This is a genomic window from Thioalkalivibrio sp. ALE14 (genome assembly GCF_000376845.1).
GTDB lineage: Bacteria > Pseudomonadota > Gammaproteobacteria > Ectothiorhodospirales > Ectothiorhodospiraceae > Thioalkalivibrio.
Window position 1 is genome coordinate 1 of sequence record NZ_AQXY01000026.1, and the last position, 13,365, is coordinate 13,365.

12 protein-coding genes and 1 pseudogene are annotated in these 13,365 nt (G+C 66.3%); 5 read left to right on the forward strand and 8 right to left on the reverse strand.

The annotated features are described in order from the left end of the window. The coding region (locus tag F572_RS14755; protein ID WP_038033888.1) for a transposase at positions 1–211 on the reverse strand (211 nt) is incomplete at its 3' end. A 90-nt stretch (positions 212–301) separates the two neighbouring features. On the opposite strand from F572_RS14755, the pseudogene F572_RS14760 reads away from it, so the two are divergent. Continuing rightward, positions 302–2,569: pseudogene (locus F572_RS14760) on the forward strand (DUF3427 domain-containing protein); the annotation flags it as partial. 49 nt (positions 2,570–2,618) lie between these two features. On the opposite strand, the gene F572_RS0105965 reads toward F572_RS14760, so the two are convergent. The 7 genes from F572_RS0105965 to F572_RS0105995 all read right to left on the reverse strand — a co-directional run bounded on the left by F572_RS0105965 (position 2,619) and on the right by F572_RS0105995 (position 7,451). Then, the gene (locus F572_RS0105965) at positions 2,619–2,984 is read right to left on the reverse strand and encodes a nucleotidyltransferase substrate binding protein (RefSeq protein WP_017941922.1); all 366 of its coding nucleotides are present in this window, start codon (positions 2,982–2,984) and stop codon (positions 2,619–2,621) included. Beyond that, positions 2,981–3,325 carry a nucleotidyltransferase family protein gene (locus tag F572_RS0105970; protein WP_017941923.1) on the reverse strand — a complete coding sequence of 115 codons (345 nt, stop codon included), beginning with the start codon at positions 3,323–3,325 and terminating at the stop codon, positions 2,981–2,983. Before F572_RS0105970 ends, F572_RS0105965 begins: the two co-directional genes overlap by 4 nt. A 66-nt stretch (positions 3,326–3,391) precedes the next feature. Next, positions 3,392–3,547 carry a hypothetical protein gene (locus tag F572_RS15775; RefSeq protein ID WP_017941924.1) on the reverse strand — a complete coding sequence of 52 codons (156 nt, stop codon included), beginning with the start codon at positions 3,545–3,547 and terminating at the stop codon, positions 3,392–3,394. Further along, positions 3,519–4,400, reverse strand: a complete 882-nt coding sequence (locus tag F572_RS0105980; protein WP_026143015.1) for a nucleotidyl transferase AbiEii/AbiGii toxin family protein — start codon at positions 4,398–4,400, stop codon at positions 3,519–3,521. Before F572_RS0105980 ends, F572_RS15775 begins: the two co-directional genes overlap by 29 nt. Continuing rightward, complete coding sequence (locus F572_RS0105985) at positions 4,363–5,421, reverse strand: type IV toxin-antitoxin system AbiEi family antitoxin (protein ID WP_017941926.1); 1,059 nt, start codon at positions 5,419–5,421, stop codon at positions 4,363–4,365. The genes F572_RS0105980 and F572_RS0105985 overlap by 38 nt, the downstream gene beginning before the upstream one ends. A gap of 230 nt (positions 5,422–5,651) precedes the next feature. Beyond that, entirely contained in the window at positions 5,652–6,632 is a 981-nt protein-coding gene (gene galE / locus F572_RS0105990) for a UDP-glucose 4-epimerase GalE (RefSeq protein ID WP_018158419.1), read from the reverse strand. Positions 6,633–6,674: 42 nt separating this feature from the next. Further along, positions 6,675–7,451 (reverse strand): YdcF family protein, encoded by a 777-nt coding sequence (locus F572_RS0105995; RefSeq protein WP_017941928.1) that lies wholly within the window; start codon positions 7,449–7,451, stop codon positions 6,675–6,677. A gap of 250 nt (positions 7,452–7,701) precedes the next feature. Here F572_RS0105995 and F572_RS0106000 point away from each other — a divergent pair, with 250 nt between their 5' ends. The 4 genes from F572_RS0106000 to prsR all read left to right on the forward strand — a co-directional run bounded on the left by F572_RS0106000 (position 7,702) and on the right by prsR (position 13,357). Further along, positions 7,702–8,349 carry an XrtA/PEP-CTERM system exopolysaccharide export protein gene (locus F572_RS0106000; protein ID WP_017941929.1) on the forward strand — a complete coding sequence of 216 codons (648 nt, stop codon included), beginning with the start codon at positions 7,702–7,704 and terminating at the stop codon, positions 8,347–8,349. A gap of 158 nt (positions 8,350–8,507) precedes the next feature. Continuing rightward, positions 8,508–9,902, forward strand: a complete 1,395-nt coding sequence (locus tag F572_RS0106005) for a TIGR03013 family XrtA/PEP-CTERM system glycosyltransferase (RefSeq protein WP_017941930.1) — start codon at positions 8,508–8,510, stop codon at positions 9,900–9,902. A 7-nt stretch (positions 9,903–9,909) separates the two neighbouring features. Beyond that, on the forward strand, positions 9,910–11,958 hold the full coding sequence (gene prsK, locus F572_RS0106010; protein WP_017941931.1) for an XrtA/PEP-CTERM system histidine kinase PrsK: 2,049 nt from the start codon (positions 9,910–9,912) through the stop codon (positions 11,956–11,958). Between the two features lie 61 nt (positions 11,959–12,019). Beyond that, positions 12,020–13,357 carry a PEP-CTERM-box response regulator transcription factor gene (gene prsR, locus F572_RS0106015; protein ID WP_017941932.1) on the forward strand — a complete coding sequence of 446 codons (1,338 nt, stop codon included), beginning with the start codon at positions 12,020–12,022 and terminating at the stop codon, positions 13,355–13,357. The last annotated feature ends 8 nt before the right edge of the window (positions 13,358–13,365 follow it).

Genomic DNA, 13,365 nt, shown 5'->3' on the forward strand with positions numbered 1-13,365 from the left:
AGGCCTGATGCCGACAGGCGTTGCACTGAAACATCTTGCGCGGGCTGCCGTGCAGGACGCAGTGGGCTTGGCACCCGCAACGCGGGCAGCGGAAGCCGTCCGGCCATCGGGCCCGTTCCAGCGCCGCCTCGCACTGGGCCTCGGTGCCGTACTGGGCGATGAATGCCGGCAACGACATCCCCGGCTGAAACTGAATCCGATTCTGCGCCATGGTGGCACCCTCCGCTCGCTGTGTAGCCTCAGCGTACGCCCGGGGGTGGCTCACCCAGTGAGCCTGGCTGACTCTCGTCGCTAATCAGGACAGGCCTTGGAGTCGGAATCCAGCTCGGGGCCCGGGGCGCAGAAAGACGCCACCGCGTTCTTCGACCTGCGGCCGTATGCTTTTCAGCAGGAGATCCTGGAGGACATCCAGCGCGAGCGCCGTTCGGGGATCGACCGCCACCTGGTGATCGCCGCCACCGGGACCGGCAAGACGATGATCGCCGCGTTCGACTATCGGCGCTTTGCGCGTGAGCAGGCGGATAAAGGGCGTCCGTCGTTGCTGTTCATCGCTCACCGCGAGGAGATCCTGCGTCAGGCGATGGCGAGCTTCCGGCAGGTACTACAGGACCACGAGTTTGGTGACTTGCTGGTGGGCGGGGCGCGCCCGAGTCAGGACCGCCATCTGTTCTGTACGGTGGCGAGCTGGAATGCACGGGACCTCGACCGGCTGGCCCCGGAGCATTTCGATTACGTGGTGCTGGATGAGGCGCACCACAGTACCGCCGGCAGCTACCAACGAATCCTCGAGCATGTGCGGCCCAAGTGCCTGCTGGGCCTGACGGCGACGCCGGAGCGCACGGATGCCGACGATATCCGCCAGCACTTCGGCCAGCGCTACACCCATGAGATCCGCCTGCCGGATGCGATTGAACGGCGCCTGCTGGTGCCGTTCCATTACTTTGGTGTGGCCGACCATGAGTCGGTGGATCTGAGCCGGGTGGGCTGGCGGCGCGGGGGCTATGACGCCGACGAACTAGAAGGGGTGTTCACCGGCAACAGGGCACGCGCCGATTGGGTCCTGCAGCAGGCCCATGAACACGCCACGGATCTCGGTTCGGTCAGGGGCTTGGGTTTCTGCATCAGTCGTGCCCATGCGCGATTCATGGCCGAACATTTCTCAGCCAAGCAGGTGCCTAGCGCGGTGCTGACTGGCGACAGCTCGGATCACGAGCGGCAGTCGGTACAGCGCGACCTGCGCGAGGGGCGCATCCGCTTCATCTTCACGGTGGACCTCTACAACGAGGGTGTGGACCTGCCGGAGGTGGACACCGTTTTGCTGCTGCGCCCGACCGAGAGCCTGACGGTCTACCTGCAGCAGATGGGTCGCGGCCTGCGGTTGCACGAGGGCAAGCCGCACCTAACCGTGCTGGATCTCGTCGCGCCGCAGGATCGGCGTTTTCGTTATGCCGATCGGTTCCGGGCCTTGAGCGCGCGGCCGGAGAAGCGGGTGGATCACCAGATCCAGGAGGGCTTCCCGTGGTTGCCCAGCGGCTGCCTGATCCACCTCGACCGCCTGGCCACCCAGCGCGTCCTCGACAACATCCGCGCACAGATCAACCGCCAGCGCCCGCAGATCGTGCGCGAGCTGAAGGACTGTTTCCGGGAGGACATCGACTCCGCCACCCTACCCAAGATGCTCGACTGCCTGCATATGGATGATGCGGAAGACCTGCTGCGCAAGGACCTTCCCTCCCGGCTGCGCGCGGACTGCGGAGGGGAATCGACGGAGGCGCTGGGGCCCTATGCCAGCGGCCTCAAACGCGGGCTGCAGCGCTTGGCGCGGTGTGACGATTACCAGTTGCTGGAAACCCTGCAGACCCATCTGGCGCAGCCGGCCGCGAACGTGGAGCAGCTTGCCGAAGAAGATCGGCTCCGGCTGGCCCTCGTCCACAGCACCCTATGGGGCAAGACGCGGCCGGGGGACGGGGACCTAACCGCCGTGGATGCCTTCGTCCGCGAACAGCGCCCCCTGTACCGGGATCTCCAGGAAGTCGCCGCCTGGCGACACGAGCGTATCGTCCCCGCCAGCGGCATCACCTTCCCGGAGCAGACGGGGCCGCTGGAACTGCACGCGTCCTACACCCGCGAGCAGATCCTGCTGGCGCTGGGACTTGGCAGCCTGGAGAAGCCGATCACCCAGCAGGAGGGTGTGCGGCACGTATCGGAGCGGCGGGTCGATGCGTTGTTCGTGACCCTGGAGAAATCCGAGCAGGAGTTCTCGCCCACCACCATGTACGAGGACTACGCCCTCAACGAGCGGCGGTTCCACTGGCAGTCACAGTCCGGCACCTCCCCCACCTCGGAAACCGGGCAGCGTTACATCCACCACGAGGCGTGTGGCTACACCCCCATGCTGTTCATTCGCCGGGCCAAGCGTGATGCGACGGGCCTCAGTGAGCCATTCACCTTCTGCGGCCCGGTGCGCTACCAGCACCACGAAGGCAGCAAGCCGATGAGCATCGTCTGGGAGCTGGATTACGAACTGCCCGCCCGGCTCCTGCACCTCGCCCGTCGGACGGTCCTGTAAAGGAAGAAGTACAGGCTTGCTTGAGTGCTGGTTGCCTGGGGATTTGCTCTCAGGTGGGTAGCGCGGCCTGGAGCTGCCGCAAGGCGGGCAGATATCCCGGCAGCCGGGAGTAGAGTTGCTCGGCCAGCTTCTCGTCGTAGGTGTGCGAGGCGCGGTTGCGGTCATCCAGCATGGCGAGCCAGATGGCCTCATCCGATATCCAGCTCTGGCTCAGAGCCAATCGCAGGCAGGATCGTGGCGACGCGCACTCCAGCCCTTCGGGCACCGCGGCTGCCTTTACGGATTTCCACGCCAGTTCGAAGGTGAATTCGAACCGCTGAATGCTGGCATCCCGGGCCAGGTCGCTGGTGGGCGCCTGCAGGGCTTCTTCAAGCCGGCCGAGGGCCTTGCCGAAACTGTCGCGGACGGTGGTCAAAGCGGGATTCCCTCGCTTTCGATTTCCTTGCGCAATTCATCGCTGACCTCGGTCATATCCACCAGGTCGAAGGTGTAGAGGGTGCGCAGGTCCTCGATGTGCCCGCGGAGTCGGCCCCAGTCGCTGATGGAAACCTCTCTGGCGGGGAGTACGGCGAGGTCGATGTCCGAGTTCCACCGTGCGGTGCCGCGCGGCCAGGACCCGCACCAGAACACCTGTGCGTCGTTGCCGAACTCTTCGCGCACGAGTTCCGCGGCCGCATGCGCGAGGTTGGTCACGCGTTCGCGGGGCGGGAGTACTTCTGCCGTGTTGCCGGTGCTGGCGTGGAGGGTCGATGCCATGTTTCGGACCGCCTGGGACTTTGGTTTGACTATAGCATTCGGCCCTCAATGCCTGGGAGGCGCGGATCAGGCGGTCTGCAGCGCGGTCTTCTGTTCCCAGGCGAGGGTCTGGCGGATGCGGCCGGCGTCGGCCATCAGGGCGGGCGGGTCGCCTTCGCGGCCCTCACCGTTGGAATCATCCAGCGCGGGGCTTTCAGGTTTCGGAAGCCCGGATGCCGTCAAGCACTTCTTCCAGCATTCGAAGGATGCCGGTGGCGTCCTCAGGATCATGTGGTGAGGTGGCGATCATGTCGCCAACAAGCTGAAGCCGCCCGTCCGGCGCTGTCTCCCGTTCCAGGATTTCGACGAGACTGGCCCGGGGCGTCGGCGCCATGAGGGAGGCCAAGTCTGCTCCGAGCATATGCGCCCCGGCTTCTCGATAGTCGAAGTCTTCGCGATCAAGCAGGTTGGCATGCTCCTCGAATAGGCGATCACGATTGCCGGCATCCAGGTACGTCTCCACAAGGTGCCGAAAGTCTTCCGCGTCACGTCGGCGGCGGCCGTCCAGCCGACCATCGTCCCAGGCAATGAGCTTGAGCAGGGCCAGGCCTGCAGGAGAGACGCAGCGAACGTCGGACGGTGGGTCGCTCCGGACCCGCACCAGGCGAGCCGTCTTGAAAGCGTCGCCGAAACCCAGGACGTTCATGCGAACCGTGTGGTCGGGTGGCCAGGTGATCTCGTGGTCCGAGTCCTCGATTTTGCCGTACGGGATCAAGTCGACAGGCAGGCGTTGGTCGCCATCGGTGAAAATCAGCCGCTGGGCGGCACGATCGGCGACGAAACGCCCGGTTGCCAGCAGGCTGTTCTCGAGATCCTGGAACGTATCCCAATGTGCGATCTCCAGCCCGAGGTCGATATCCCGGGTGGCCCGCCGCACCTCGAGGCCGAAACCATGGTGAAGCACCATATCCCGTGCGGTCGCACCGACCACTATAAACGGGATGCGGAGATCGGCGGCCAGGCGATCGATCTCGCCCAGCGCTTCGGCCAATAACGGGTCAATCCGGTTCGAGATGTCCAGCCAGACCCTGTTCATCAAGCATCCTTGCGGTTTCGATGTTCCGTTCGTGTCCGCTCGCCAGTAATTCGGCATAGACGAGCAGGCGGGGCGCCAGGTCCGGTGCGTCTGTGTTGCACTCCGGGGGCCAGAAGCTCTTGTGGAGCTCGATATTTCCTGTCGGGTCCTTGCGCAGGCCGAAGGTGGCCAGCAGAGGGGCTGGGGCCATTCGCGTGTGAATGGAGATGCGTTCCGGGACCAGGTAGCTGGTGAGCCGCGCGGCCGCCACTTCACCGCCCCAGGCCGCACGGTCGGGCTCCAGCGCGGCGTCCTGCCACCACTCCGGGTCGGCCGCGCGGTAACGCCCGAGGAAGGTTTTCGGCCGCAGTTGTTCGGGGTAGGCAAGGGTCCAGCGGTCGATCAGGGCCCGCACGTTATGCAGTCGCCGTGTGCGTCGGCCGGTTTCCAGGAGAAAGCCCTGATCCCGCAGTGCATGCAGCGTTCGGCTGGCGCTCCCCAGTGACACGCCGGCCGCCTCGGCGATTTCCCGATAGGTGGAGTTCACGAGATGTGGAGCGCAAAGCAGGGCGAACACGATGCGCAGCCCGGCGCCCTGAAAGGCGGCGTGCGCCGCGGGTCTGGGGTCCGGATATTCCATGGCCGCACGCTTGTTGCCCTTGATGAAGACATAGACTGGCGGGGCGTTGATGTACGCGTTGCCGGCGAGGTCCAGAAAGCCGATGTCCATGTCACGCAGGCGGTCGGCCATCTTCGGGTTCACGTATTCGCTGATGATCAGTGCGGGCCATTCGGGATCGAGCCGGTTGGCGGTCAGCCCCAGTTCGACTGGAGTGAGTCGGGGCAGGACGTGGACTTCAAAGCAATGGTTAGTGTGTTCCGGGGCGACGCGCAGGAATGCGGACGGCTCTCCCGCCCGAGCCGTGCTTCCGCGGGCGGGTGCGCGTTCCATTTGCGGCCGTAGTCCCGTCTCGCGCTCCAGGCGTTCGGATGCCTGCTGCAGAAGCGGAGGTGCCGCGAGGGTTTCGTCGGTCGGGCGCATTCGTTCAGTACTAGTCTGTGTTCAATACGGTTGAACATAGGCTTAAATGGAACAAAAATCAAAGTCCGGATTGTTTGTGCGGTGAGGAACGGGATGTTTCCCGGCGTGGAGTGATGGATTGGTGTTGCACCGGTGGCGAGAGCGTCGGGGTCTACCCGCGAATCTTCAGACCTTGCCTTTGCCCCGGCCGTTATCGGACGGGGCCGCGATCCTCAGGGAGAGGTTAGTGCTCAGGCGGTCTCTAGTGCGGTCTTCTGTTCCCAGGCGAGGGCGTGGCGGACGATGAGGTCGAGGTCGGCGTATTGCGGTTCCCAGGCGAGGGTCTGGCGGATGAGGCGGGCGTCGGCCATCAGGGCGGGCGGGTCGCCTTCGCGTCGCGGGCCGAGGGTGACGGGGAAGTCCACGCCGCTGGCGCGTTTCACGGCGTCGATGACCTCGAGCACGCTGTAGGCGTGGCCGTAGCCGCAGTTGAGTACCTGGGAGTCGCCGCCGCCGTCGAGGTGTTCCAGGGCGCGAACGTGGGCGGCGGCGAGGTCCTCGACGTGGATGTAATCGCGTTCGCAGGTGCCGTCGCGGGTGGCGTAGTCGGTGCCGAATACGGTCATGCCGTCACGCTGGCCGGTGGCGGCCTGGCAGGCGACCTTGATCAGGTGGGTGGCGTCCGGGGTGGCCTGGCCCAGCCGGCCTTCGGGGTCGGCGCCGGCGACGTTGAAGTAGCGCAGGCTGACGTAGCGCAGGTCGGAGGCGGCGCCCAGGTCCATCAGCATCCGTTCGGACATCATCTTGGAGGCGCCGTAGGGGTTGATCGGTTGTAGCGGTGCGTCCTCCGCGACCGAGACGGTGTCGGGGATGCCGTAGACGGCGGCGGTGGAGGAGAACACGAAGTAGCGCACGCCGGTGGCGGCACAGGCCTCCAGGAGGTTGAAGGTGTTGCGGGTGTTGTTGCCGTAGTACTTGATCGGGTCGGTGACCGATTCCGGCACGATGATGTGCGCGGCAAAGTGGAGTACGCCGTCGAAGCCGCGTTCGAGCGTTTCTCGCAGGCGGCCGGTATCCGCCAGGTCGCCGACCACCAGCTCGGCATCCCCCACGGCCCATGCGTGCCCGGTGCTGAGGTTGTCGTACACGGTGACGTCGTGCCCCGCCTCGCGCAGGTGCCGCGTCACGTGGCTTCCGATGTAGCCGGCGCCGCCTGTTACGAGCATTTTCATCCGCCGCCCCCGGTGGTGATGGGTTGGGGCTGGCGGGGCGCGTCAGGTGCCCGGTGATGCCGGGTGACGGCCGTATTGCCAGCGATACCACAGAATACCGAGGTACTCGTGCATGGCGAGCCAGCTGGTGCGCATGGCGTTAGCCTGGGGTTTGAAGGCGCCTAACGACAGGCGCGTGTCGTGGGCCACGAAGGCACCGGTGGGGGCCGGGATGGGCTCCAGCCCGGCGCGCTCGAACGCGGCCATGGCGCGCGGGAGGTGGTGGGCATGGGTAACCAGCAGCACGCGCTGCATGCCCCGTTCGTGCAGCAGCGCGGCGGAGTGGCGGGCGTTGCCCTCGGTGTCGCATGCCCGGGTTTCCTGCCATACCGGGGTGACGCCGAACTCCTCGAGGACCTCGGCCATCCAGCGGGCCTCCGGTTCCCGGTCCTCCGGGCCGCCGCCGGTGGCGACGACCGGGAGCCCGGTGCGCCGATGCAGGGCGGCGGCATAGCGCAGGCGCACCAGGGCCAGGTCGTTGACCGTCTCGCCGGAGAATTCCACCGCCCCGCTGCGATAGCCGGCACCGAGCACGACGATCGCCTCGGCGCGTTCCAGCGCTGGGGCGTCGGGTGGCGACCAGGGCGCCTGCAGCGGGGCCATCAGGGCGTGGCTGACCGGCGGGAGGCTGAAGGCGTAGGTCAGTAGCAGCCCGCCGGTCAGCAGGGCCTTGCCCGTCAGGGTGCGATACAGCAGCAGGCCTGCCAGGGCCATCAGGAGTGGCCCGCTGGGCGGGAGCAGCAGCCAGTCAGCCAGAACACGAAGCGAAAGAAAATCCACGGGGCACCCTTGTTGGCGGCAGACGGACGGCCCGGCTGCGCCGTAACGAGAACGTTAGTCCGGAGGCGCCGGGAATGAAGACCTTACGTGGACTCTGTTCACAACCGGGGCCTAACATCAAGTCACTTGTGGAATCCGGTATTCCCGGTAAGCGTAGCCAGTTGCCGCAGCCTTCGGGACGCGGTGCGGGCCCGGTTCCCGGTCGGGTGAAGCCTCCAATAACCGCGAGAACGTCCAAGGGGGAGTCGCGATGTCCCTGATCAATGCTTCAAAGGTCGGGCGGAAGGCCGGGCCGAGGTTCGGCTTCGTCATCCTGCTGCCGGCTCTGCTGATGGCTGGCTGTGCCACGACGGATTATCCGGAGGCCCCGACCTCCATCGAGCGCACGGTGATCGAGCAGTACATCATCGGTCCCGGCGATTCCCTGCAGGTGGCCGTGCGCGGTAACCCGGATCTATCCACCGGCGTGGCCGTACGCCCCGACGGGCAGATCACGACCCCGCTGGTCGAGGATGTCCAGGCCAGCGGCCAGACGCCCACGGAACTGGCCCGCGCGATGGAGGAAGAGCTGTCCCGTTTCCTGCGCGATCCGATCGTGACCGTCATGGTGACCGGCTTTGCCGGGCCCTACAGCCGTCAGGTCCGTGTGATCGGGCAGGCTGCGGAGCCGCAGGCCCTGCAGTACCGCGAGGAGATGAGCGTGATGGACGTGATGATCGCCGTGGGCGGGATCACGGACTTCGCGGCGGGCAACCGCGCGGTGATCGTGCGCAACGAGAACGGCGAGCGCCGGCAATATCGCGTGCGCCTCGATGACCTCGTCAATGGCGGCGACATCTCGGCCAACGTGGACATGCTGCCCGGCGACACGCTGATCATTCCGGAACGACGCTTCTGACGAGCCCGGGGCGCGACGGGCGGCTTCCGGGCGCGCGGCGCTGAGGCGCCGCCGGGGAACCGTCGCCGCCACGCTGCGGGATCGGGGACGGTAGACATGGACCCCCTGACAAGGACGCACAACCCCGCTGCGCAAGCGCCTCGGCGAGAGGGCTAGTTGTGCGCATCTTCGGTCACTACATACGCCGCCGCGTGCTGATGCTCGCGACCGCGGAACTGCTGGTGGCGTATCTGTGCCTGTACCTGGTGCTGACCTTGCCACCCTTCCAGCCGGAGGCCCTCAGCCTGCTGGACCCGGAGCTGGTGGCGGCGACGCTGGTTGTCCTGCTGGTGCTCACCCTGGCGGGCCTGTACGAGTCGGACTATCTGGCCACCCGCAGCACGCTGCGCTCCCTGTTGCGCCTGGTGCCGGCGCTGTTGTTCGTGGGCGGACTGCTGCTCCTGTATGGGGCCCTGGTGCCGGCGGCGCTGTTTTCGCCAACGGCGGTCGGCGGCGGGGTGCTGCTGTTGCTGACCGGGCTGGTTGCCGAGCGCACCCTCTGGTGCAATTTCTCCGACGCCGACGCCTTCAAGCGCCGCATCCTGGTGCTGGGTACCGGAAGCCGGGCCCGCGCGATCGAGACGGTCCACCCGGACAAGGCCCCGGACGACCTGCCGTTCCGGGTGCTGGGCTACATCGCCACCGAGGGCGAGAAGGACTGTCCGCAGGATCCGGCGCGCCAGTTGCAGCTGGGCTGCGACGCGAGCCTGCTGGAGATGGCGCGCGACTTTCGGGCCCACGAGATCGTGGTCGCCATCCGCGACCGACGGGGCAACCTGCCCGTCCGGCAGTTGCTGGAGTGCAAGCTGAACGGGGTGGCTGTCACCGATGTGTCCAGTTTCTTCGAGCGCGAACAGCAACGGGTGCAACTGGACTCGCTGAATGCCAGCTGGCTGATCTTTGGCGAGGGGTTCCGCCAGCACTGGACCCGCAACGCCATCAAGCGGACGTTCGATGTGCTGGCCAGTTCGACGCTGCTGCTGATCACCCTGCCGGTGATGCTGGCGACGGCCCTGGCGATCAAGCTGGAGAGCCGCGGCCCGGTGTTCTACTGGCAGACGCGCGTCGGCCTGCGGAACGTACCGTTCGAGGTCTGCAAGTTCCGCAGCATGCGCGAGGACGCCGAAGTCGATGGTGTGGCGCGCTGGGCGGTGCGGGATGACGACCGCATTACCCGCGTCGGGCGCATCATCCGCAAGCTGCGCATCGACGAGCTGCCGCAGGTGATCAACGTGTTCCAGGGCAGCATGTCGTTCGTCGGGCCGCGCCCGGAGCGGCCCGTGTTCGTCGAGCAGCTGACCGAGCAGATCCCCTATTTCCCGGCGCGTCACACCATTCGCCCGGGCATTACGGGGTGGGCCCAGGTGCGCTATCCCTACGGGGCCTCGGTCGAGGATGCGCGTCAGAAGCTGCAGTACGACCTCTACTACGTGAAGAATCACACCCTGTTCCTGGACATCCTGGTCCTGTTCGAGACCGTCAAGGTCGTACTGTTCGGACGCGGCGCGCGCTGAAACCGCGATGACGATGCCCCTGGCCGCGACCAGCTATCTGACGGCGGCGCTTGCGTTCCTGATCCTCGCGGTCGTCACGCTGGTGCGCTGGCGCAACCGGCCTTCGGGCCTCTGGGTGGTGCTGGCCTCCCTGTTGTCGGTGGGCTGGGCCGGCTATCTGGCCTTTCTCGCCTGGCAGTACGGAACCAGTGCGGCAATCTCCGGCGGCGTAATGGAAGTGGCGCGCAATGCCGGATGGTTTGCGGTGCTGCTGGCGCTGCTCGCCGGCAGCAACAGTCGTCCGGGTGTCGATCCGCGTGCGCTGCGCTGGTGGGCCAGTGCCGTGGCGGCCTTTTTGTTGTTCATCCTGGTGCCGATGCTGTGGCCGCAGTTGCTGGGTGCTGTCTGGCCGGGGCTGGCCACCCTGTTGATGGCGATCGCCGGCCTTGTGCTGGTGGAGCAGGTGTACCGCAACACGCCGCCGCAGAATCGCTGGGAGATCAAGTTCCTGTGCCTGGGGCTGGGCGGCCTGTTCGCGTTCGACCTGTTCCTGTTCGCGGATCTGGTCCTGTTCCAGACGGTCGACAGCCCGTCGTGGCAGGCCCGCGGGTTCGTCAATGCACTGGTGGTGCCATTGCTGGCGGTTGCGGTGAGCCGGCGCCTGCCGCAGCGCGAGGGTCCCACGGTCTCCCGGCATCTCCTGTTCCACACCGCGTCACTGTTCGGGGCCGGCCTCTATCTGCTCGCGGTGGGGGGTGCGGGGTACTACCTGCGCCACCACGGGGGCGAGCTGGGCGCATTGCTGCAGGTCACCCTGCTGTTCGGGGCCGTGCTGTTGCTGGCGATTGTGCTCTTTTCCGGCAGTGTGCGCGCCCAGTTGCGCGTCTGGCTGGCGAAGCATTTCTTCAACTACCGCTACGACTACCGCCAGGAATGGCTGCGGTTCACCGGAACCCTGGCGCAGACGGACCATGAAACCCCGTTTCGGCAGCGGGCGATACAGGCCATCGGCGAACTGGTCGAGAGCCCCGGGGGGCTGCTCTGGGTCCACCGGGACGATGGCACCTTCGCCCTTGATGGTGTGCTGAATCTGGGCGAACCGGATTACCCGCCGCTGGAACCGGACGACGCTCTGGTGGTGTTTCTGATGCAGTCCGGCTGGGTCATCGACATCGAAGAGTTCCGCCGTGACCCGGCGTTCTACCAGGGACTGGAGTTGCCGGCGTGGCTGGTGGATAACCCGCGTCACTGGGCGGTGGTGCCGCTGCTGAAAAGCGATGGCCTGGAGGGGTTCGTCGTGCTCGCCCAGCCGCGCGCTCGGCATCGCATCGACTGGGAGGAGCGCGACCTGCTGAAGACCGCGGGCCGTCAGCTGGCGGTGTACGTGGCACTTGTTCAGACCGACGAGGCCCTGCTGGAGGCGCGCCAGTTCGAGACCTTCCACCGCCTGGCCGCGTTCCTCGTCCACGATCTCAAGAACGTCTCGGCCCAGCTGTCCCTGATCAGTGCCAACGCCGAGCGCCACCGCGACAACCCCGAGTTCGTGGCGGATGCCTTCCGCACCGTCGGCAATGCCCGCGAGCGCCTGGAACGCACCCTGGCCCAGTTGCGCAAGGCGCAGCCGAGTGCCGACAGCCCCCGTCAGGCCATCGATCTGGATGCCCTGCTGCACGAAGTCGCGCGCGACAGCCGCGAGGTCCAGCCGGTGCCTCGGGTGGCGATCGCGGCGCCCGCCGGTGTCCTCGGAAACCGCGACGCACTGCGGAATGTGCTGCTCCATCTAGTGCGGAATGCGCAGGAGGCCACACCGGATAACGGCGATATAACCATGACCCTGAAAACCCGGGATCAATGGGCCATCATCGAAATCGAGGATAACGGCGCGGGCATGGACGAGGATTTCGTGCGTCGGCGGCTGTTCCGCCCTTTCCAGACCACCAAGGGAAATGCCGGCATGGGCATCGGCCTGTACGAGGCCCGGGATCTGGTGGTCCGGATGGGTGGCCGGATCGATGTATCCAGCCGCGTTGGCGAGGGGACCGCCTTCACGCTGCGCCTTCCGCAATACGGCACATGAAGTCTCTTCGTGCCGTTCACCATCATGTCCTCGCGGGGGCCGGTGCAAAGTAATGGAGTCGATGCTCAAGCTTCTGATTGTCGAGGATGACGCCGGCCTGCAAAGCCAGTTGCGCTGGTGCCTGGACGGCTACGAGATCCTCCAGGCGCAGGATCGCGCGAGCGCGATGGCTCACATGCGTCGGCACGAGCCCGAGCTGGTCACGCTGGACCTGGGACTGCCCCCCGACCCCGCCAATGCCACCGAGGGCCTGGCGCTTCTGGAGGAGATCCTCGCGTTCAATCCCGGCACCAAGGTAATCGTGGTCACGGGGAACGATGATCGAGAGAACGCGCTGAAAGCCGTCGCACTCGGGGCCTACGACTTTTACATCAAGCCCGTGGACGCTGAACTGCTGCGGCTGATCGTGGATCGCGCCGCACGCCTGTACGAACTCGAGGAAGAGAATCGTCGCCTGGCGCGGGGCAGCACCTCGTCGCTGTCCGGGATCATTACCTCGGACCCGGGCATGCTGCAGGTCTGCCGCATGGTGGAGCGCGTGGCGCCCTCCGACGCGACGGTCCTGTTGCTGGGCGACAGTGGCACCGGCAAGGAGGTCCTGGCGCGCGCCGTCCATGACCTGAGCAACCGCGCAAAAGAACGGTTCGTCGCGATCAACTGCGCCGCGATCCCGGAAAACCTCCTGGAAAGCGAACTGTTCGGCTACGAGAAGGGCGCCTTCACCGGCGCGACGCGCCAGACCATCGGCAAGATCGAGCATGCCGACAAGGGCACGCTGTTCCTCGACGAGATCGGCGACCTGCCGCAGAGCCTGCAGGCCAAGCTGCTGCGCTTCCTGCAGGAGCGCACGGTCGAGCGCCTCGGCGGGCGCAACGAGATCCCGGTGGACGTGCGCATCATCGGTGCGACCAATCAGGATCTCCAGGCATTGATCCAGTCGGGGGATTTTCGCGAGGACCTGTTCTACCGCATCAGCGAGATCGCGATCGAGATCCCGCCGGTCCGAGAGCGTCAGGGCGACGCCACCCTGCTCGCGCACGCGCTGCTGGAACGCTTTGCGCGCGAGCAGGGCAAGCCGCGGCGTGGCTTTACCGCCGACGCGCTGCGGGCGATCGAAGGCCACAGCTGGCCCGGCAACGTGCGCGAGATGGAAAACCTCATCCGGCGCGCCGTGATCATGGCCGACGGCAATCTGGTGACGGCGGAGGACCTCGGCCTCCAGGACCGGGACCAGGAGGCGTCCCCCGAGCGTCTGCGCGAGGCCCGCGACCGCGCCGAATATCAATCCGTAATCAAGGCGATGGGCCGTTGCAACGGCAACATCGCCCAGGCAGCCGACACCCTCGGCATTACCCGTCCAACGCTCTACGGCCTGCTCGACAAGTACGGCCTTAGATGAGGAGCATC

Bases quoted from the DNA above. Each gene is read 5' to 3' on its own strand.
- galE (WP_018158419.1), bottom strand. From the start codon at position 6,632: ATGAAAATGCTCGTAACAGGCGGCGCCGGCTACATCGGAAGCCACGTG.
- F572_RS0106000 (WP_017941929.1), top strand. From the start codon at position 7,702: ATGTCCCTGATCAATGCTTCAAAGGTCGGGCGGAAGGCCGGGCCGAGG.
- F572_RS0105980 (WP_026143015.1), bottom strand. From the start codon at position 4,400: ATGAACAGGGTCTGGCTGGACATCTCGAACCGGATTGACCCGTTATTG.
- F572_RS0105985 (WP_017941926.1), bottom strand. From the start codon at position 5,421: ATGCGCCCGACCGACGAAACCCTCGCGGCACCTCCGCTTCTGCAGCAG.
- prsR (WP_017941932.1), top strand. From the start codon at position 12,020: ATGCTCAAGCTTCTGATTGTCGAGGATGACGCCGGCCTGCAAAGCCAG.
- F572_RS0105970 (WP_017941923.1), bottom strand. From the start codon at position 3,325: ATGGCATCGACCCTCCACGCCAGCACCGGCAACACGGCAGAAGTACTC.
- prsK (WP_017941931.1), top strand. From the start codon at position 9,910: ATGACGATGCCCCTGGCCGCGACCAGCTATCTGACGGCGGCGCTTGCG.